Here is a 19,361-nt window from a genome sequence, read left to right as displayed (position 1 = left end):
AGCCGCTCTCACAGGCTCCGCGCCCCGCGTGCGTACGTGCGTCTCAGGGATTGCGCCAGGCGGCGGGGTCGTCCGCCAGTTCCCGCACCGGTTCCGGCAGCCGGTCGTGCGCGAGGTCGGCGAGCGTGACGCCCTCCAGGATCTTGCGCACATTGGCCCGCAGCGCCACCCACAGCGGGAGCAGCGGTTCGGCGGGGCCCGTGTAACTGAGCGCGTTCGGCCGCTCACCACGCACGGAGACGATGGGCCCCTCGACCGCTCGCACGACGTCGGCGACGGTGATCTCGGCGGCGGGCCGGGCGAGCAGATAGCCGCCGTTGCCGCCCCGCTTGCTCACGACGATGCAGCCGCGCCGCAGATCGCTGAGGATCCCCTCCAGGAACTTGTGCGGAATCTCCTGTGCCGCGGCGACGGCCTCGGCCTTGATCGGCAGGCCGTCCCCCTCGGCATGGACGGCGATTTCCAGGCAGGCACGTACGGCGTAGTCGGCGCGGGCGGAGATCCTCATGCGCACCATTGTGGTGGACGTTCGCGGCGCGAGGTGCGGTGGATCACTCGACATCACTCGACACCTTTCCAGCATCTGGGATCTACAGCGCTTCCCTACCATTCCCATAGGGATAGTGCGTACAGTCGCCCGCATGGACTTCTCCTGGGCGATGGTCGTGGCGGGTGCGCTCGTCGGTGTGGCGGTGGGCCTCACCGGCATGGGCGGCGGCGCGCTGATGACGCCGATCATGGTGATGCTGTTCGGCGTCAACCCGACGGCGGCCATCGGCAGCGACCTGGCCACGTCCGTCTTCATGAAGCCGTTCGGGGCGGCGGTGCACCAGAAGGCGGGCACCGTGCGCTGGGACATCGTGCGCTGGCTGCTGCCCACGGCGATGCCCGCGGCGATCCTCGGCGCCCTCTGCCTGGGGCTGCTCGGCGACGGGGATCAGCTCCAGGAGCGCGTGAAGTACGTCATCGGGGGCGCGCTCGTCCTGGCGGTCGTCGGGATGCTGGCCCGGATGCGGCTCGACGCGCGGCGCGGCACGGGGGCGGACGAGGCGGAGGACGCGCACGTCGCGGTCCGCCCGCCGGCCACCCTCGCCATCGGCCTGATCGGCGGCTTCATCGTCGGCATGACGTCGGTCGGCTCGGGCTCGCTGATCATCGTGATGCTGATGCTGGCGCACCCGCGCCTGAAGGCGAACCACCTCGTCGGCACGGACCTCGTCCAGGCCATCCCGGTGGTCGCGGCGGCGGCCCTCGGCCACGTGGTCTTCGGCGACGTCGCCTTCGGCATGGCGGGCACGCTCCTGATCGGCGCGATCCCGGGCGTGGTGGGCGGCGCCCTCCTCTCCACCCGCCTCTCGGGCCCGGCCCTGCGCTGGGCCCTGGTCACCCTCCTCGCCGGCTCGGGCCTGGCCATGTGGGGCGTCTCGGGAATCCCGCTGCTGCTGGTGTGCGCGGGCTTCGCGGGGGCGGGCGTGGTGGTCACGCTGCGGGGGCGGCGGGGGCGGTCGGTCGTGGTGGCGGGGGCCGGAGCCCCGAGCGCACCCGCCGACGACGCGCAGGAGGGCGCACCGGAGGCCGCCTCCCGGGTGTAGCCGAGAGGCGGGTGTCCCCGCGTTCGCTTCAGGCCAGCCGGATCACATTCCACGACAGTGGTTCCAGGGAAGCCTTCAACGAGCCCTTCTCAAGCACCGTCCCCGGCGCCGGATGCGGCACCACCCGCTCCGGCTCCGCGAGGGTGTTGCAGGCGTCCGGGTCGGCGTCCGACAGCACGCTGTGTTCCACCACGCGCGCCAACTCAAGGCCGTTGAGCGCCACTTCGAGCGGCAGCGCCTCCGTCTGGCTGCGGTTCACCGCGAAGACGGTGACCGTGCCGTTCTCCGCACGGACCGCCGTCGCGTGCAGGAGGTCGGCCGTGCCGTGGCGCGCCGTGTCGTACGTGGGGCCCGAGACGCGGACGTCGAGGACCTCGCCGCGGCCGTACTTCGAGGCCGCCGCGAAGGGGTGGAACGTCGTCTGCCGCCAGGCGGGGCCGCCCGGCTCCGTCATGATCGGGGCGATGACGTTGACGAGTTGGGCGAGGCACGCCACCGTCACCCGGTCCGCGTGCCGCAGGAGCGCGATGAGCAGCGAGCCGAAGACGACCGCGTCCGTGACCGAGTAGACGTCCTCGAGCAGGCGCGGGGCCTCGGGCCAGTCGAGGGCCGCGACCTGGGACCGGGAGCGCGACTGGTACCAGACGTTCCACTCGTCGAAGGAGAGGTTGATCCGCTTCGAGGACTTGAGCCGGGCACCCACGTGGTCGCAGGTCGCCACCACGTTCTCGATGAACGACTCCATGTCCACCGCCGACGCGAGGAACGAGTCCCGGTCGCCGTCGTGCTCCTCGTAGTACGCGTGCAGGGAGATGTAGTCGACCAGGTCGTACGTCTCGGCGAGGACCTTCGCCTCCCAGTCGGCGAACGTCGGCATCGACCGGCCCGAGCTGCCGCACGCGACCAGTTCCACGTCCGGGTCGATCTGCCGCATCGCGCGCGCCGTCTCCGCCGCGATCCGCCCGTACTCCTCGGCCGTCTTGTGGCCCGTCTGCCAGGGGCCGTCCATCTCGTTGCCGAGGCACCACAGGCGGATGCCGAAGGGGTCCTTGTCGCCGTGCTCGATGCGGAGGTCGGACAGGGCGGTGCCGGCGGGGTGGTTCGCGTACTCCTGGAGTTCCATCGCCTCGGCCACGCCGCGCGTGCCCAGGTTCAGCGCCATCATCGGCTCCGCCTGCGGGCCGAGCTCGCGCAGGAACGCGATGTACTCGGACAGGCCGAAGCGGTTCGACTCGGTGGTGCGCCAGGCCAGGTCGAGGCGGGCCGGGCGGTCCTCGACGGGGCCGACCGAGTCCTCCCACTTGTAGCCGGAGACGAAGTTGCCGCCGGGGTAGCGGATGGTCGTCACCCCCAACTCCCTTACGAGTTCCAGGACATCGGTGCGCAGGCCCGACTCGTCCGCGTGCTCGTGGCCCGGCTCGTGGATGCCGGTGTAGACGCAGCGGCCGAGGTGCTCCACGAACGAGCCGAAGAGGCGGGGATCGACGGTGCCGACGGTGAAGGCGGGGTCGAGGGTGAAGCGTGCGGTGCGCAATGCGTTCCCTTCCTTGGAGGACTTGGACGACTTGGAGGGCCTGGAGGGCCTGGGCTACTGCCCGGCCAGGCCCGTGTGGGCCACGCCCGCCACGATCTGCCGCTGGAAGAACACGAAGACGATGATCAGCGGCAGGCCCGCCATCAGGCCGCCGGCCATCAGCTGGGCCCACTGGATGCCGTAGGAGTTCATGACGGTCGCGATGCCGTTCGGCATGGTCATGAGGTCGGGGTTGTTGGTGACCATGTACGGCCACAGGAAGTTGTTCCACGAGCTGATGAACGTGAAGATGCCGACCGCCGCGAGCGAGGGGCGGGACAGCGGCAGGATGACGGTGAAGAAGATCCGCCAGCGGCCCGCGCCGTCGATGGCCGCGGCCTCCTCCAGTTCGCGCGGGACACCCTGGAAGAACTTGTAGAGGATGTAGACCATCGACGCGTGCGCGCACTGCGGCAGGATCATGCCCCAGTACGTGTCGACCATCCCCATCTGCTGGACCGTGGTGAACAGCGGCACGCCGAGCACGGCGGGCGAGATCATCAGGCCCGCCATGACGAGGCCCATCAGGGCGCCCTTGCCCCTGAACTCCGTGCGCGCGAAGCCGTATCCGGCGAGCGCGCTGGTCAGCACCACGACGGCCATGACGCACACGGACACGACCACGGAGTTGACGAACCAGTTGGTGATGTTGCCGGTCTCGAAGATGGCGGACCAGGCCTGCCCGGTCCAGTTGTGGGGCAGCCAGTGCGTCGGCGACGCGACCGCCTCGGTCTCCGACTTCAGCGACGTGAACAGGGCCCAGGCCAGCGGCGAGAGGAACACCGCGGACACGGCCACCCCGAGGGCGGTGAGCACGATCTGGCTCACGGTCCACCCGCGGCGGGCCTTGAGGCGGATCTGCGGGGCGGTGGCGGTCATCGGGCGCCCTCCTCACGGTTGCGCAGCAGCCACATCCGCGCGAGCGCGACGGACGCGATGATCACGAAGAAGATGATGGAGGCGGCGGAGGCGTAGCCCACCCGGTAGGCGGTGAAGCCCTCTTCGAGGGTGAACTGCACGTACGTGCGCGTGGCTCCCTCGGGTCCCGGCTCGAAGTCGAACATCACGACGGCCTGGTCGAAGACCTGGAGCGAGGCCAGGACCTGGAGCGTGATGACGAGTCCGGTGATGTTGCGCAGCATCGGCAGGGTGATGTGGACCAAGCGGTGCCAGGCGTTCGCGCCGTCCAGCTTGGCGGCCTCGTAGAGGTGGGCCGGGATGCCCTGGAGGGCGGCCAGATAGAGCAGGAAGCTGAAGCCTGCTGTCCACCACAGCGTGCAGATGACGACCGCGAGCATCGCGTACGAGGAGTCGGCGAGCCAGGCCGTCTGGAGGCCGAAGACGTGGTTGACCATGCCGGCGGTGGGGTTGAACAGCCACTCCCACAGATTGCCCGCGACGGTCGACGGCAGCAGGAACGGCAGGAAGAAGCAGAGCCGCCACAGCCACTTGCCGCGTTCGATGTGGTGGGCCAGCATCGCGAGCAGGAACGCCATGACGGTGATGCAGGGCACGACCAGGAGCGTGAAGTACGCACTGTGGCCGAGCGAGTCCCACAACAGGTCGTCCTTGAGGGCCTCGCGGTAGTTGTCGAGGCCGATGAAGCTCGCGCCCTCGCCGGAGATGTTGGCGTCGGTGAAGGAGAGGTAGAGGCCGCGTACCACCGGCCAGATCACGAAGAGGCAGAACAGCACCAGGAACGGCGCCACGAACCAACCGCCGTGCTGGAAGCCCTGCTTGCGGCGGACGGTGCCGGTGCGTGCGGTGGCCTGCGCGGCCGCCGGGGCGAGGACGGGCTGCGCGCTGGTCGTGGTCATGAGACCGCACCTCCCTGAGCGGCGGTCCGGCCGTCCATCGGGTTCTTCGAGGCGAGGAGCTGGGCGAGGGCGCCCTTGAGGCGGCGGGCCGCGGCCTCCGGGCGCGCGGATCCGGCCGACGCGGACATCACGATCGGCCCGGTGCGCTGTCCGAGCAGTCCGGTGGAGCCCGCGAACCAGGCCTTGGGCTCCGTCGCCATGTGGTTCATCGCGGACACGTACTCGCTCTGCGGCTCCATCCGCCGGTACGCGGCCGAGGACAGGGTCGGCGTGTACGCGGGGATGTGGCCGCCGAGGGCCCATTTGCGGGCGTGCTTGACGACGTAGGCGGCGAGTTGGTGGGCGCCCTCGTTGGCGGCGCCGCCGCGCTCGGCCTGGTGCGGGAGGACGAAGGCGTGGGACTCGGCGTGGGTGGCCCGCTTGCCGAAGACCGGTGGCAGCGGCGTGGCCCCGTACGACACCTTGGCGCTGTCGAAGACGGGCACCGACCAGTTGCCCTCCCAGGTGAACGGGGCACCGTTGACGAACTGTTCGGCGCCGATGGCGCCCTCGACTGAGTACCCGTCGGTGACGTGCCTGCGCAGGAACTCCAGCACCTCGGTGGCCTTGTCGGTGTCGAAGGTGACCTCGGTGCGGTCGGCGCTGAACCAGGTCCCGCCGAGCTGCGTGTAGAAGGCGACGAACATCCACCACTGGATGTTCATGTCCTCGGCGTTCAGGCCGAGGGTCTGCACGCCCTTCCTGGCCGCCTTCTTGGCCTCCTTCAGTACGTCGAACCACGCGTCGGTGGAGGTGACCTCGACCATCCGCCCGTCGGAGTCGAGCAGCCCCGCCTTCTTGAGCACGTCCTTGCGGTAGAAGCAGAGCTGTACGTGGATGTCGAGCGGCAGTCCGTAGAGCTTGCCGTCGATCGTCGCCCGCTTCCACAGGACCGGGTTGAAGTCCTCCTGCCGCACGCCGTACTTGGCGAGCAGCCCGACGTCCCAGGCGTCGAGGAGGGTTCCGGGCGCGAAGCCGGGGATCCTGCCGAGGTGCATCACGGCGAGGTCGGGGGCGCGCTCGCCCGACGCGGTCATCGCGAGCTTGGTGTAGTACGGATTGCCCCACTGGAGCGTGGAGTCCTTCACGTCGGTGTCCGGATGCCCCCGACGGAAGTCGTTCAGCATCGAGATCATGTTGTATCCGTCGCCGCCGCTGAAGAGGTTCCAGTAGCGCACGCGGGTGTCCGCGCCCGAGGCGAGCGCGTCGGCGCCCGTGCCCACGGCCGCGAATCCCAGGCTTCCCGCGACCGCCAACCCACCCGCGCCGGCGAGGAGTTGTCTGCGGTTCAGGCCAGGTCGTCCCACACCGCCCCCTCCCTACGTCCGATATTTCGAATGCCGCTCGTAACTTCGAACGGGACCGTAGAATCGAAGCGCTTGTGCGTCAATGGGTCACACAGAAGAAAGCGCGGGACGCACGACGCGAACGCCGCACGCCCCGCGAGGGACCACCGAAACCCGGGCCGAACTCTCAGCCCCCGAAGGGCGCTTGGGCCACTCCCTGCCCGACCCCCGGCACCACCAGCAGGGACCCCGCGAGCGGCTCCGACCCATCGAGCCCGACCCGCGCCGTCGACACGTACAGGTCACCCAGGTCCGCACCGCCGAAGGCGCAGGCCGTGGGGCGGCTCACCGGCAGCGGCAGCACCCGGTCGAGGTTCCCCTGGGGCGTGTAGCGGCGGACGGCGGCGCCGCCCCACAGGGCCACCCACACACAGCCGTCCGCGTCGACGGTCAGCCCGTCGGGAGAGCCGGATCCCGGCTCGACGGACGCCAACTCCCGCCTGTTGCCGATCCGTTCACCGTCCACGTCGAAGACATCGATCCGCCCCGTCGGTGTGTCGACGTAGTACATGCGCGTGCCGTCGGGGCTCCAGCCGGTGCCGTTGGAGATCGTGACGTCGTCGAGGACCTCGGTCACCGTCCCGTCGGGCGCGACCCGGATCAGGTTGCCGCCGCCCGGCGTCTCGTCGTACGGCATGGAACCCGCCCACAGTGCGCCGTCGGGGGCCACCGCCGCGTCGTTGCCGCGCCGGCCGGGGACGGGCTCGCGGTGCAGCCAGGCGAAGGAGCCGTCGGGGCCGTAACCGCCCACCCCGTCACGGAGGTTGACGACCAGGCCGCCACCGACGCGCGGCTTGGCGGCGCCCACGTGCTGCTCGGTGGCCATGACGGTGCGGCGGCCGCTGCCCGGCTCGTAGGTGTGCACGCGGGAGTTGAGGATGTCGACCCAGATCACGCGGCCCTCGGCCGGGTCCCAGGTCGGCCCCTCGCCCAGCTCCGCGGAGGCCCGCACGGCCTCCTCGACGCGGATCCTCATCGCCCCGCCCCCCGGTGGCCGAGGCGCTCGGAGAGGTCCGCGGCGCCCTTCGCGGCGAGCCCCGCGAGCTCCTCCTCGCGCGCGTCGCTCCAGCGGATCATCGGTACGGAGATGGAGAGCGCGGCGACGACCCGGTTGGTGCGGTCGCGCACGGGCGCGGCGACGCACGACACGTCCGTGTTCGACTCGCGGCTCTCCACGGCGATGCCGCGCTCGCGCACCCCGTCGAGGTGCGCGCGCAGGGCCGCCGGCTCGGTGATCGAGTTCTCGGTCATCGCGACGAGGTCCGCGTCGTCCGGGAGCCGCGCGCTCAGCTCGGCCTCGGGCAGCGACGCGAGCAGCATCTTGCCGACCGACGTGCAGTGCGCGGGGAGCCGGCGGCCCGCGGCGGACACCATGCGCACGGCGTGCGTGGAGTCGACCTTCGCGATGTAGATGACGTCGGTGCCCTCCAGGATCGCCACATGGACGGTCTCGTCGCAGGTCTCCGCCACGTCGCGGGCGACCAGCTGCCCCTCGGCGGCGAGGTCGAGCTGCTCGGCGTACCGGCTGCCGAGCTGGTAGGGGCGCACGCCGAGGCGGTAGCGGCCCGGCTGGCCGGGGACCTGCACGAGGTACTGGCGGGCGGCGAGCGTGGTGACCAGTTCGTGGACCGTGGTCCGCGGAAGCTGTAGCTTGCGGACGATGTCGGGGGCGGACAGCGTGCCGTCCCCGTCCAGGAACAGCTCGAGTATGTCCAGAGCCCGGGTCACGGCTGGTACGAGACGTCCCACAACCGACCCCTCCCTATGTTCGGTATTTCAACAGTCGGCCGGTATCGCGAACATAGGCTAAGCACAGGGGCCTTGACCGGGCAATGGGCGATCCGGTGCCCTGTACACGGTCTGCACACGGCGGTGCCGCGCTCGGCTACCCGGGCCCGAGCTCCCCTCGAAGACGCCGGGCCCGCAGCACCAGTTCCAGCTCGAAGCGGCGGTCCGGGTCGTCGACCTCCTCGCCCCACAGCTCCCGGATCTGGCGCAGCCGGTAGCGGACGGTCTGCGGGTGGACGCCGAGCCGGGCCGCGACCTCCGGGGCACCGCCGCGGGTCTCCAGCCAGGCGAGCAGGGTCTCGGCGAGCCGCCGCGCGTGCGTGGGGCCGCAGCGGGTGAGGGGTTCGAGGGCCCGCCGGGCGAGGTCGTCGACGAGTTCCTCGGGCTGGAGCAGGACGAGGGCCTGGGTGTGCTGGGTGCACTGCACCACTTCGGCGTCGGGCAGCAGTCCGCGCTCCATGAGGGCGACCGCGGCCTCCGCCCAGCGCAGCGACTTGGCCGCGTCGGCGGGTGCGACGGGCGGGCCGATCGCCCCGGTCCAGCCGGTCAGGGCGCGGCGCAGCAGGTCGGCGCGGCCCGCGGCGTCGGGGTCGGACAGCACGAGCCGGGGCCGCTCCGGCTCCATGTCGAGGAGGACGTCGGCCCCGACGGCGGGGGCGACGGCGTCGCGGGCGGGGCGCAGCAGTACGCCGACGGCGACGTGCGCGGGCACGGTCCAGCCGACCCGCGCCGCGCGTTCGGTGAGCGCCTGCACGGGGTCGCGGGGCGCCGCGGTCCGTCCTTCGAGGAGCAGGTCCATCAGCTTGCGCTGCTGGCGCAGCCGCTCCCCGGCCTGCCGGGCGGCGGCCTCGGCGTAGCCGCGGACCGACTGGTCGACGAGGCCGTCGAGGTACTCGTAGCCGGCCTCCGCGAGTTCGTACATCGCCGGGGGCGGGATGTGCAGCCGCTGCCCGATGTCGGCGAGGCGCCGCCAGGCCATCTTCACGCCGAGCCGGTACATCGCCTGGAGCGAGTCGAGGCTGCGGCCGTGCAGGGACTGGCCGCGCCCGAACTCCTGGAAGAGGGCAGGGGCGTGGCCCTCCGGGAGGCCGTCGGCGGCCCCGTCGGCGAAGCCGCGCACGAAGTCCTCGACGGCGCGCCGGATGCCGACGAGGGCGACGGCCTCGCCCGACTCGTCGAGTACGACGGGGAGTTGGGGGAACTCGCGATGGATCTCGTCGAGGATGTCCCGGGCGAGCCGGGGTGCCTCTTCGAGGGCGAGCGCCACGAACTGCTTGGCCTGGAGCCGCGGCACGTCGCACCACGCGGAGCGAGCGGTGGCCGGCACGGGTCAGCGCCCTTGGCCGGGCGTCTCGTAGGTCACCAGGGGTGTGTTGGGCTGGTCCGGGGTCGCGTTGATCAACGCGAGCACGCCGAAGGCGGCCGCGAGGGCGAGCGCGGCTCCCGTGGCCGCGGACAGCGCGGCGGCGAGCAGTCGGTTCATCGCAGGGTCAGCCTCTCGTCCGTGCCCGATCCGTGGTCCACCGATCGGGGTATCGAGGTCACCAGAGGTCGTTCCCCACCCGTGCGATTGCGACGTACGGCGAGCCGTTCGTCTCAAGTGTCCAGTCTTCGCAGGACGTTGACACTTCGTCAAGGGTACGTCTACGGTTCCCGGCCCTAAGGACCCTTCTGACGGATCCTGCTGGAGTCGCGGGCCCTGGCACGCGCATCTGCGGCGTCCGTGAACGCCGTCCGCATCCAGCCTGATCCGTCAGAAGGGTCCTCACCGGCCGACCGCGAAACAGCGCGGATGCCCTTCCTCCCAGGAGTGCCGGATGCGCCGTACAGCTTCACCGTTCTCCCTGGTCGCAACTGGTCTCGGCACGTTCCTGCTCGTCCTGGCGGGGCTGCTCGCCTGGTACGTGGCGCCGCGCGCCGAGCGCACCAGCATCGACGTCGATGTGACGACCGTGTTCACCGGAACCGGCAGCTACTTCGACACCGAGAAGATCAAGACCGTGCGCGATCGCAAGCTGACCATCACCCGGCAGGCCCGCGGCGACGTGGCCGAGAGCGAGCGCAGCGGCAACGCGGTGTGGGACGTCGCGACGTCCGTCGACACCGCGAAGTCGCTGCCGGCGTCCGACCCGCACGACGCGCTCCAGTGGACCCTGGAGCGCTGGGTCGTCGACCGCAGGACCAATGAGCCCCAGCACTGCTGCGGCGAGCAGCCCACCTTCAGCGGCGAGGCCTACCTGAAGTTCCCCTTCCATGTGGAAAAGCGCACCTACACCTGGTGGGACAACACCCTCGGCGCGACGGTCCCGCTCCGCTTCAGCGGCGGGACCAAGGTCCAGGGCTACGAGGGCTACCGGTTCACCGGCACCGTCGCCCCCGCCAGGACCGGCTCCCGGCTCGTGCCGGGCCGGCTCGTGGGCCAGCCCAAGAAGAGCCAGGTCCTCGCCGAGGAGTGGTACGCCAACCATCGCGTCGAGCTCGTCGTCGACCAGCGCACGGGCCGGGTCCTGTACGCGGCCATCGGCCCCCGCAAGACGCTGCGCGCGCCCGGCACCAGCAAGGACGCGGCGGTGCTCCTCGACAGCCGGAAGATCGCCTTCACCCCGGCGACGCAGCGCGGACAGGTGGCGCTCGCGAGGGACGACAACGACCGGCTCACCCTGATCGGCACGACGTTGCCGCTGGTGGTGGGCGGTCTGGGCGTGCTGCTCGTGGCGGCGGGTCTGGTGCTCGTCGTACGGGGCAGGGGTGGCGGGCCGGAGCCGGAAGGGTCGGAGCGTCCGGATCCCGATACGTCCCCGACGACCCTGGAAACATCCACGATGTGACGGTACGTCAGCCGAATACGGACCCGAACTTGTCACGCGGGTGAGTAGCCGCATCGAACAGCGGGGCGAAAACTGTCCCTCCCCACCCCGTGCACAGGCCCCGCACAGTCTCGACACCGTACCTACCAGTACGCCCGAGTACGCCTGAACACCGGTGTACGCCCGACGAGTTGGAGCACCCATGCCCCAGCACGTACCCCTCCCGCTGCGCGCCACCACGTCCCCACAGGGCGCGCGGCATCCGCAACACGACCCCCCACACCCGCGCCGCATCGTGTTCCTCGCCCACCGCGACCTCGGCAACCCGGCCGCGGGCGGCTCCGAGCTCCTGGTCGACCGGCTCGCCGAAGGACTGACCCGCCAGGGCCACCAGGTGACGCTGCTGTGCGGCGGCCCGGCGGCCTTCCGCGACTACCGGGTCGTCTCCGCCGGCAGCGCGCACGCCCACTACCTGCGGGCGCGCTCGGCCTTCGCCCGCCAGGTCGGCGACTGCGACCTGCTCGTCGAGGTCTGCAACGGGATGCCGTACCTGGCCCCGCTGTGGCACCGCGGCCCCACGCTCTGCCTGGTCAACCACGTGCACACGGACCTGTGGCGGATGCGCCTGCGCGGACCGCTCGCGCCCGCCGCCCACCTCGGCCGAAGACTCGAACACTGGGCGCTCACCGGGGCACAGCGCCGCGGTCTGCTCGTGGCCGTCTCGCCGTCGACGGCACACGCGCTGCACGACATCGGCGTGGACCCCGACCGGATCCGGCTCGTCCCGAACGGCGTCGAGGAGCCGGGCCCGTGCGCGGACCGCTCGCCCGACCCGCTGTTCCTGGCGATGGGCCGGCTCGTCGAGTACAAGCGGATCGACCTGCTCCTGCGCCTGTGGGAACGGGTGCGTCCGGTGACGGGCGGCCGGCTCGTCATCGTCGGGGACGGCCCCGAGGCACCGCGCCTGCGCCAACTGGCGGGCGAGGGAGTCGAGTTCACCGGCCGTGTCTCCGAGGCGGAGAAGCACCGCCTGCTCTGCGAGGCCTGGCTGCTCCTGCACCCCTCGGCGGTCGAGGGCTGGGGCCTGGTCATCACCGAGGCCGCGGCGCGCGGCACCCCGGCGGTCGGCTTCGACGTGCCGGGCGTGCGCGACTCCGTCGAGGACGGCGCCACCGGACTGCTCGCGCACGGCGAGTCCGCCTTCGCGGCGGCCTGGTGCACGCTCGCCCTGTCCGGCCATCGCCGCGAACTGATGGGCAAGGCGGCCCAGGAACGGGCCGCGGGCTACCGATGGGCGCACACCGTGCGGCACTTCGGCGCGGTGGCGGCGGAGGCGGTGCGGGGCTGGACGCCGTGACGGCGGCCACGGGGGTCGATGACGGGCGGGCCGGGTTCAGGGATCCGTCCCCGGCCCGCTCGCTCGCGCTCTTCCGGGCGTTCCTGCGTGAGCAGCGGGACCCGGAGACGTGCTACGCCCTGCTCGCCCGGGACGCCGCCGACCAGGTGGAGGCGTACGGGAAGGTGGCCGGGAAGGTCGTCGTGGACGTGGGCGGCGGCAGCGGGCACTTCACGCGCGAGTTCCGGGCGCGCGGCGCGCAGGCCCTCCTCTTCGAGCCGGACACCTCCGAGCTGGGCCAGGACCCGCCGCCCGGCACGGTGGTCGCGGACGGCTATCTGCTGCCGCTGCCCGACGCGTCGGCGGACGTCACGTTCTCCTCGAACGTCCTGGAGCACGTCGCCGACCGCGACACGTTCGTGAGCGAGCTGGTCCGGGTCACCCGGCCCGGTGGCCTCATCTACGTGGCGTTCACCAACTGGCTGTCCCCGTGGGGCGGTCACGAGTGGGCGCCCTGGCACTACCTGGGCGCCGACCGCGCGCAGGCCCGCTACCAGCGGCGCACCGGCCGGGCGCCCAAGCACACCCTCGGCGAGAACCTCTTCGCCCACCACATCGGCCCCACTCTGCGCCATGTGCGCGCCCGCGACGACGTGTCCGTCGTCGCGGCGCGCTCCCGCTACTGGCCGTTCCTCGCGGAGACGGTCACGCGGGTCCCCGGCGTGCGCGAGTTCGCCACCTGGAACCTCCTCCTCATCCTCAGGCGGTGTGCCCCATGACGACCATGGTCCAGGCCCCACCCGCGGCGGCGACACACCCGGAACCCGGACCGGGCCCGCGCTCGCGCCGCTGGCTGCTGACGTTCTGGGCCGTGCTGTTCGTCGCGTTCTGCGCGGTGCAACCCGGACGCGCGACGTTCGAGACGAAGCTCGGCGTCTCGCAGGACCCCTGGAAGTTCCTCGGCGACCTCGGGGAGCTGTGGCACGACAGAGCCGGCTTCGGCGGGATCTCCGACCAGTACATCGGCTACGCGTTCCCGATGCTGCCGTACTACGGCCTGACCGACCTGTTGCAGATCCCGGTCTGGCTGGCCGAGCGGCTGTGGCTGTCGATCGTCGTGACCGTCGCCTTCTGGGGCGCTCTGCGCCTCGCCGAACGCCTCGGGGTCGGCGCGCCGAGCAGCCGGCTGCTCGGCGCGGTGGCGTACGCGCTGTGGCCGACGTTCACGATCGTCGTCGGCTCGACGTCGGCGGCGGCGCTGCCCGGCGCGTTCCTGCCGTGGGTTCTGCTTCCGCTCACCAACCCCCGTACGACGGCACGCATTTCGGCGACGCGTTCGGCGCTGCTCATCCCGTTCATGGGCGGCGTGAACGCGTCCTCGACGCTGGCGTCGCTGCTGCCCGTGGGCCTGTATCTGCTCTCCCGGCCGCCGTCCGCCCGCAAGCGCCGCCAGATCGCCTGGTGGCTCCCGTCGGTGGTCCTCGCGACGGCCTGGTGGACGATCCCGCTCGTCCTGCTCGGCATCCACGGCGAGAACTTCCTTCCGTACGTGGAGAGTTCACAGACCACGACCGAGACCATGTCGGCGACGGAGACGCTGCGCGGGGCCGGGAACTGGGTGGCGTATCTGCACCTGGGAGACGCCTGGCTGCCCGCCGGCTGGGCGGTGGCGACGTCGGTGGTCGTCATCGTCTGCTCGGCGCTCGCCGCCGCGATCGGGCTCGCGGGCCTGGCGCGCCGCGACATCCCGGAGCGCCGCTGGCTGCTGCTCGTGGTGATGGCGGCCGCCCTCGTCACCCTCGCGGGCTACGGGGGCTCGCTCGGCGCGCCCTTCCACGACACGGTGCGGTCGTGGCTGGACGGCGGCCTCGCCCCGTTCCGCAACGTCTACAAGTTCCAGACCGGGATCGCGCTCGCCCTCGCGCTCGGCATCGCCCACCTCGTGGGCGTCGCCTCCGACCCGCGCGGCGCCCGCCCGCTGCGCGCCCGCCGTTACGCCACGCTGATCACCGCGATCCTCATCGTGCCGGGCCTCGCCTGGCCGTACCTCAACGGCTCGATCCTCCAGCCGGGCGCGTTCCAAAAGCTCCCCACGTACTGGGACACGACGGCCAAGTGGCTGAAGAAGTACTCGCCGGACTCCCGCGCCCTCGTCGTGCCCGCGACCGCCCACGGCATCTACACCTGGGGCTCCCCCATCGACCAGCCGCTCGACGTGCTCGCCGACTCCCGCTGGGCGCAGCGCGACTACGTCCCGTTCGGCACACGCGGCAACCGGCGCGCCATGGACGCCGTCGAGCAGGCGCTGATGAGCGGCACCCGCGTACCGGGACTCCAGGACTACGTGATCCGGTCCGGCCTGTACTACGTGGTCGTCCGCAACGACCTCGACCCCGACCAGTTCGGCTACGTCCCCACCGCCACGGTCAAGCGCACGCTGACGGAATCGGGCTTCCACCGGGTGACCGGGTTCGGACCGCAGGTCACGGGCGGCCGGATCGCCGAGAAGACACCGGTCCAGATCGAGGGCCTGTACCCGCGAAGCCGCTCCGTCGAGATCTACGCCCCGGGCGGCGACGCCGCCCGGCCGGGCCAGGCGGGCCTGCTCCCGGTCGGGAACACGGCGGAGGTCAGCGGCGGCCCCGAGGCCCTGCTGCGACTCTCGTCGGACCCGTCCTTCCTCGACCGTCCCGCCGTGCTGACCGGCGACAACCACCCCGGGATCGGCAACCCCGCCCTGCGGATCGCCGCCGACGGCCTGCGCCGCGCGGACACCCGCTTCGGCCTGGTCAACACCAACACCTCGTACCCGTACACGCCGACGGAACGCAACGGCCCGAACGCCTCCGAGAACCCGGGCGAACCACCGAAACAGATCCTCCTGAGCGACGGCGTGGCCCACCAGACGACGGCCGACATCCGGGGAGCCCGCTCGGTCACGGCGTCCTCCAGCGGCAACTGGCTGCTGCACCTCCCCCAGTTCGACCCGGTGAACGCCTTCGACAAAGACCCCGACACGGCGTGGACGGAGGGCGCCGCCGACTCCGCCAAGGGCGAGTGGGTCCGCGTCGACTTCACCCGGCCGACCCGGATCCCCGCCAGGATCCACCTGACACCGCTGCCGCAGGACAACGTGCGGGCGGCCCCGACCCGCGTACGGATCGAGACGGACCAGGGCTCCACGACGTCCGACATCCAGCCGAACGGCAAGCGCCAGGAGGTCAAGGCCGCCTCGGGCACGGCCAATTGGCTGCGCGTGACGATCCTCGACACGCAGCGCGCCCGCCCCGGCCTCACCGGCGCCGGGTTCACGTCCATCGACGTCCCAGACGTGCGGGCGACCCGCGCGCTGCGCCTCCCGGCCGACTCCACGGAGGCCGACCAGTACTCCTTCCACCGCGCCACGAGCGACGGCGGCCTCACCCTCACGGACACCGAGCGCTCCCTGAACCGCGTCTTCACGACGACCGGCGAGTCCACGTACGAGTTCGAGGCGACGGCCGCCCCGACCCCGGGGCGCGCGCTCGACGAACTCCTCTACGACCTGGCCCCCGACCAGCGCCGCAAGATGACCGCGACCGCGGACTCCACGGCCGAGCTGGGCCTGAACACCACGCCCCGCAACCTCACCGACGGCGATCTGACGACGGCCTGGATCGCGGGCGACGACCCCACGATCCACCTGCGCTGGCCGGACAAGCAGCCCGTCTCCACCCTCGTGCTCGCCGGGGCCGGCGGCCTCACCACGCGCCCCGAGAAGATCGAGATCAGCAGCCCGGACGGGGCCGCGGTGGCCGGCGTCGACGAGAACGGAGTGGCCCACTTCGACCCCATCACCACGAACCGCCTCGACATCACCATCACGAAGGCGGCCCCGCTCAAGGTCCACAACCCCGTCGCCGACAAGGACCTGCAACTCCCGGTGGGCCTGACCGAGGCCTACATCCCGGCCCTCGACGCGTACCGGGTCGAACAGCCCACGCCGGACCGGGAGTTCAGCCTCCCCTGCGGCAAGGGCCCGACGGTCACGATCGACGGCACCCGCCACCGCACCTCGGCGAGCGGCACCCTGCGCGCCCTGACCGAGCGCCGCCCGGTCACGGTGAAGCCGTGCGGCGACGCCCTGGACCTCCCCGCGGGCCCGCACACCCTGACGACCTCACCCTCCGGCCCCCTCGCCCTCACGGACATCACGCTCACGAACACGATGGCCACCACCCAGGCTCCGCCCACCACCCGCAGGCTCACGGTCCGCGACTGGCTCGGCGACCGCCGCGAGGCACGGGTCGACGCGGGCGAGGCGACGTACCTGACCATGTACGAGAACGCCAACGACGGCTGGGAGGCCACCCTCGACGGCAAGAAGCTGACCTCGCTGCGCCTGGACGGCTGGCAGCAGGCGTGGCTGGTCCCCGGCGGAGCGAGCGGCACGATCAAGCTGTCCTACGCCCCGGCCCGCACGTACGAGGTCGGCCTGTTCGCGTCCGGCGCGGCGCTCCTGGCCCTCGGCGCGCTGTGCCTGTGGCGCCGCAAGGACACGGAGCAGGAGCCCCCGCTCCCGCCACCGGCCCCCGGCCGGCTCATCGGCACGGCTCTGCTGACGGCCCTCGGCATCGTGATCGCGGGCCCCTGGGCGGCCCTGGCCCCGGCCCTCGCCCTCCTCGCCTGGAAACGTCACACCCTCCTGGTCCCGCTGGCGTTCCTGACGATGGCGGCGGCGGGAGCGGTGGCGGCGACGACCGCGGGAGAACCGGTCCGCGAGGGCGCGGGCGCGTACAGCACGGCGGCCCAACTCCTGGCGCTAGTGGCCCTGTTCGCAGCACTAGTGGGAGTTGGCCGCCCAACTCGGCCAAATCAAGCCCCGCCGGCGATTGAGGCGCGGGGTCCGGGGCAGAGCCCCGAGTCCGCAACCACCCGGGGCGAAGCCCCCACGACGGGACGGGAAGGGGAGGAGGGGGCGACTTCCCCGGACCGGAGGCCCCCGCTCCCACCGAAGCCCGCACCCCCAGGGAGCACCCCATGACCACATTGGACCGCCCCGCCAACGGGAGCGGGAGCCGGACCACCCGGATCCCCTTCCCGACCGTCGACGAGGTCTCCCGCCACTGCCTCCAGGACCGCGAACCGGAAACCGTCCACATAGAAATCCACCTCACCGCCCGCCTCGACCCCACCCGCCTCACCCGCGCGTTCACGGACGCCCTGCACCACCACCCCCGCATCCTCATGCGCGAGGCCCCCCGCCACTGGTACAGCAGCCGCTACGAGTGGGAGCTGACGCCGACCCCGGACACACCCCCCGTCTCCTTCCCGGCCCCCACCCCGGACGCCCTGCACCAGGCCCGCACCCGTTCCCTCGCCGACGCCCCACCCCTCACCGCCTCCCCGCCCGTCCGCCTGGAGGCAGTGGAGGACCCGCACACCCGCGCCACCGTCCTGTTCGTGACGATCAACCACACGGCGCTGGACGGCCCCGCGTGCCTGCGCGTCGTCGCGACCGCGGCGGAGCTCTACTCGGGCCGCGACAACTCCCCGCCGCCCACCGCTCCCCCGCTCCTGAGCCCACGCCCGCCCCAGCCCCCGCCGTCCCCCTGGTCCCGCCCGGCCCGGGTCTCCTCCGGCACCCCGGACCCCCGCCCCGGCAACGGCCTCCTGGTCACCGAACTGTCCGTGCCGCGCCGCCCGAAGGGCGCCCCGTACACCGTCAACGACCAGCTGATGGTGGCCACGGCCCGCACGATCGCCGACTGGAACGAGGAGCACGGCACCCACCACACCCGCCGCCCGCTGCGCGTCACCATGCCGGTGGACGACCGCCCGCGCGACACGACGATGCCCATCGGCAACGGCACCCGCCTGGTCGAAGTCGCCCTCACTCCGGCGGAGCTGAAGAAGGACACGGCAACACTCCTCCGTCTCACCGCCACCCGCACCGCCGCCCTGAAGTCCCAGCCAGGCCCCCAACTGGGCCACGGAGCCGCCCTGTTGACCAGCCCCTACGCCCCGGTCGCCTGGCGCGCCGCCGCCACCCGCGCCGTGCGCACGGCGGCGGCCCCCTGGACGTCGACGACCCTGCTCAGCAACATCGGCCGCATCCCCTACCCGCTGGACTTCGGCGACGGCGGCCGCGCCCGCGCCGTCTGGTTCTCCGCCCCGGCCCGGATGCCGCGCGGCCTCACCTTCACGACGGCGTCCACGGCGGGCCGGCTCCACCTGGCCCTGCGCTGGTCGCGCACCCTGCTCGGCCCCGGCGACGGGGCCCGCCTGCGCGACCTGTTCGAGCAGCACCTCCACGCCACACAGGAGGAGGCACCATGACGACGCACACCGAACCCGATTCCCCGCCAAGGGACTTGAGGGACTTCTACGAGAACCCGGACGTCCCGGTGGCCTCCGGCAGCCCCCGCACCCGCCGCCAGGCCCGCGTCCTCGCCGCCGCCCTGTCCGGCACCCGGCACGCCACCGTCCTGGACATCGGCTGCGGCGACGGGACGGCCGCGGCCACCACCGCCCGCCTGCTGCCCGGGCCCGCCGGCCACCGCCTCATCGGCGTCGACTGGTCGCAGGACGCGCTGCGGCGCGCGGCCCGCCGCGTCCACCGTGTCGTACGCGGCGAACTCACGGGCCACGGCCTGCCGTTCGCGGACGGGGCCGCCGACGCGGTCCTCCTCTCCGAGGTGATCGAGCACCTCGTCGACCCCGACGCGGCGCTCGACGAGATCCGCCGCGTGCTGCGACCGGGCGGCCACCTGATGCTGTCCACCCCGAACCTGGCCGCCTGGTACAACCGGGCGCTGCTCCTCGCCGGCGTGCAGCCCGTCTTCTCGGAGGTGAGCCTGCGCGCGATCCACGGCAGGCCGGGCACCGAGGTCGTGGGCCATCTGCGCCTCTACACGCCGCGCGCCCTGAAGGAGTTCGTCGCCGCATCGGGTTTCGACGTCGTAGGGCTCACGGGAGCGCCGTTCCACGGAGTGCCCCGCCCCCTGCGCCCCCTCGACCGGCTCGTCTGCGCGGCCCCGTCCCTCGCCTCGATCCTCCTCCTGCACGCGCGAAGGATGTGAGA

The 19,361-nt window shown here is 72.2% G+C and carries 16 protein-coding genes; 7 read left to right on the top strand and 9 right to left on the bottom strand.

What is annotated here, in order from left to right; translation table 11 throughout:
* Nucleotides 1–43: 43 nt before the first annotated feature.
* Nucleotides 44–508 (bottom strand): RrF2 family transcriptional regulator, encoded by a 465-nt coding sequence (locus ACIA8D_RS17965; RefSeq protein ID WP_399233157.1) that lies wholly within the window; start codon nucleotides 506–508, stop codon nucleotides 44–46.
* Nucleotides 509–641: 133 nt separating this feature from the next.
* Here ACIA8D_RS17965 and ACIA8D_RS17960 point away from each other — a divergent pair, with 133 nt between their 5' ends.
* The gene (locus ACIA8D_RS17960) at nucleotides 642–1,592 is read left to right on the top strand and encodes a sulfite exporter TauE/SafE family protein (RefSeq protein ID WP_399233155.1); all 951 of its coding nucleotides are present in this window, start codon (nucleotides 642–644) and stop codon (nucleotides 1,590–1,592) included.
* Nucleotides 1,593–1,620: 28 nt separating this feature from the next.
* On the opposite strand, the gene ACIA8D_RS17955 is transcribed toward ACIA8D_RS17960, so the two are convergent.
* From ACIA8D_RS17955 to ACIA8D_RS17920, 8 genes are all read right to left on the bottom strand, one after another.
* Nucleotides 1,621–3,126 (bottom strand): alpha-N-arabinofuranosidase, encoded by a 1,506-nt coding sequence (locus ACIA8D_RS17955; RefSeq protein ID WP_399233154.1) that lies wholly within the window; start codon nucleotides 3,124–3,126, stop codon nucleotides 1,621–1,623.
* A gap of 54 nt (nucleotides 3,127–3,180) precedes the next feature.
* Nucleotides 3,181–4,044 carry a carbohydrate ABC transporter permease gene (locus tag ACIA8D_RS17950; RefSeq protein WP_399233152.1) on the bottom strand — a complete coding sequence of 288 codons (864 nt, stop codon included), beginning with the start codon at nucleotides 4,042–4,044 and terminating at the stop codon, nucleotides 3,181–3,183.
* Entirely contained in the window at nucleotides 4,041–4,982 is a 942-nt protein-coding gene (locus ACIA8D_RS17945; RefSeq protein ID WP_399233150.1) for a carbohydrate ABC transporter permease, read from the bottom strand. The genes ACIA8D_RS17950 and ACIA8D_RS17945 overlap by 4 nt, the downstream gene beginning before the upstream one ends.
* Nucleotides 4,979–6,328 (bottom strand): extracellular solute-binding protein, encoded by a 1,350-nt coding sequence (locus ACIA8D_RS17940; RefSeq protein ID WP_399233148.1) that lies wholly within the window; start codon nucleotides 6,326–6,328, stop codon nucleotides 4,979–4,981. The genes ACIA8D_RS17945 and ACIA8D_RS17940 overlap by 4 nt, the downstream gene beginning before the upstream one ends.
* A gap of 166 nt (nucleotides 6,329–6,494) precedes the next feature.
* Nucleotides 6,495–7,343 (bottom strand): SMP-30/gluconolactonase/LRE family protein, encoded by an 849-nt coding sequence (locus ACIA8D_RS17935; protein ID WP_399233146.1) that lies wholly within the window; start codon nucleotides 7,341–7,343, stop codon nucleotides 6,495–6,497.
* Complete coding sequence (locus ACIA8D_RS17930) at nucleotides 7,340–8,116, bottom strand: IclR family transcriptional regulator (RefSeq protein ID WP_399233144.1); 777 nt, start codon at nucleotides 8,114–8,116, stop codon at nucleotides 7,340–7,342. The genes ACIA8D_RS17935 and ACIA8D_RS17930 overlap by 4 nt, the downstream gene beginning before the upstream one ends.
* 136 nt (nucleotides 8,117–8,252) lie before the next feature.
* Nucleotides 8,253–9,482, bottom strand: coding sequence for a PucR family transcriptional regulator (locus ACIA8D_RS17925; RefSeq protein WP_399233142.1), 1,230 nt, complete (start codon nucleotides 9,480–9,482; stop codon nucleotides 8,253–8,255).
* Between the two features lie 3 nt (nucleotides 9,483–9,485).
* A complete protein-coding gene (locus tag ACIA8D_RS17920; RefSeq protein ID WP_356377293.1) occupies nucleotides 9,486–9,638 on the bottom strand; it encodes a hypothetical protein in 153 nt (50 codons plus the stop codon).
* A gap of 334 nt (nucleotides 9,639–9,972) precedes the next feature.
* Between ACIA8D_RS17920 and ACIA8D_RS17915 the strand changes: the two genes are divergently transcribed.
* The 6 genes from ACIA8D_RS17915 (at nucleotide 9,973) to ACIA8D_RS17890 (ending at nucleotide 19,359) form a co-directional block, all read left to right on the top strand.
* A complete protein-coding gene (locus ACIA8D_RS17915; RefSeq protein WP_399233140.1) occupies nucleotides 9,973–10,983 on the top strand; it encodes a DUF3068 domain-containing protein in 1,011 nt (336 codons plus the stop codon).
* A gap of 181 nt (nucleotides 10,984–11,164) precedes the next feature.
* Nucleotides 11,165–12,319: a glycosyltransferase family 4 protein gene (locus tag ACIA8D_RS17910; RefSeq protein WP_399233138.1), complete on the top strand. Its 1,155-nt coding sequence runs from the start codon at nucleotides 11,165–11,167 to the stop codon at nucleotides 12,317–12,319.
* Nucleotides 12,316–13,077 carry a class I SAM-dependent methyltransferase gene (locus ACIA8D_RS17905; protein WP_399233136.1) on the top strand — a complete coding sequence of 254 codons (762 nt, stop codon included), beginning with the start codon at nucleotides 12,316–12,318 and terminating at the stop codon, nucleotides 13,075–13,077. Before ACIA8D_RS17910 ends, ACIA8D_RS17905 begins: the two co-directional genes overlap by 4 nt.
* Entirely contained in the window at nucleotides 13,074–17,321 is a 4,248-nt protein-coding gene (locus ACIA8D_RS17900) for an alpha-(1->3)-arabinofuranosyltransferase family protein (RefSeq protein WP_399233134.1), read from the top strand. The genes ACIA8D_RS17905 and ACIA8D_RS17900 overlap by 4 nt, the downstream gene beginning before the upstream one ends.
* A complete protein-coding gene (locus ACIA8D_RS17895; protein ID WP_399233133.1) occupies nucleotides 17,318–18,616 on the top strand; it encodes a condensation protein in 1,299 nt (432 codons plus the stop codon). The genes ACIA8D_RS17900 and ACIA8D_RS17895 overlap by 4 nt, the downstream gene beginning before the upstream one ends.
* A complete protein-coding gene (locus ACIA8D_RS17890; protein WP_399233131.1) occupies nucleotides 18,613–19,359 on the top strand; it encodes a methyltransferase domain-containing protein in 747 nt (248 codons plus the stop codon). The genes ACIA8D_RS17895 and ACIA8D_RS17890 overlap by 4 nt, the downstream gene beginning before the upstream one ends.
* Nucleotides 19,360–19,361: the final 2 nt, after the last annotated feature.

Source organism: Streptomyces sp. NPDC051684 (assembly GCF_044453445.1).
GTDB lineage: Bacteria > Actinomycetota > Actinomycetes > Streptomycetales > Streptomycetaceae > Streptomyces.
The sequence above is the reverse complement of the archived record's forward strand: the minus strand, read 5'-3'. Positions and strand labels throughout refer to the sequence as shown.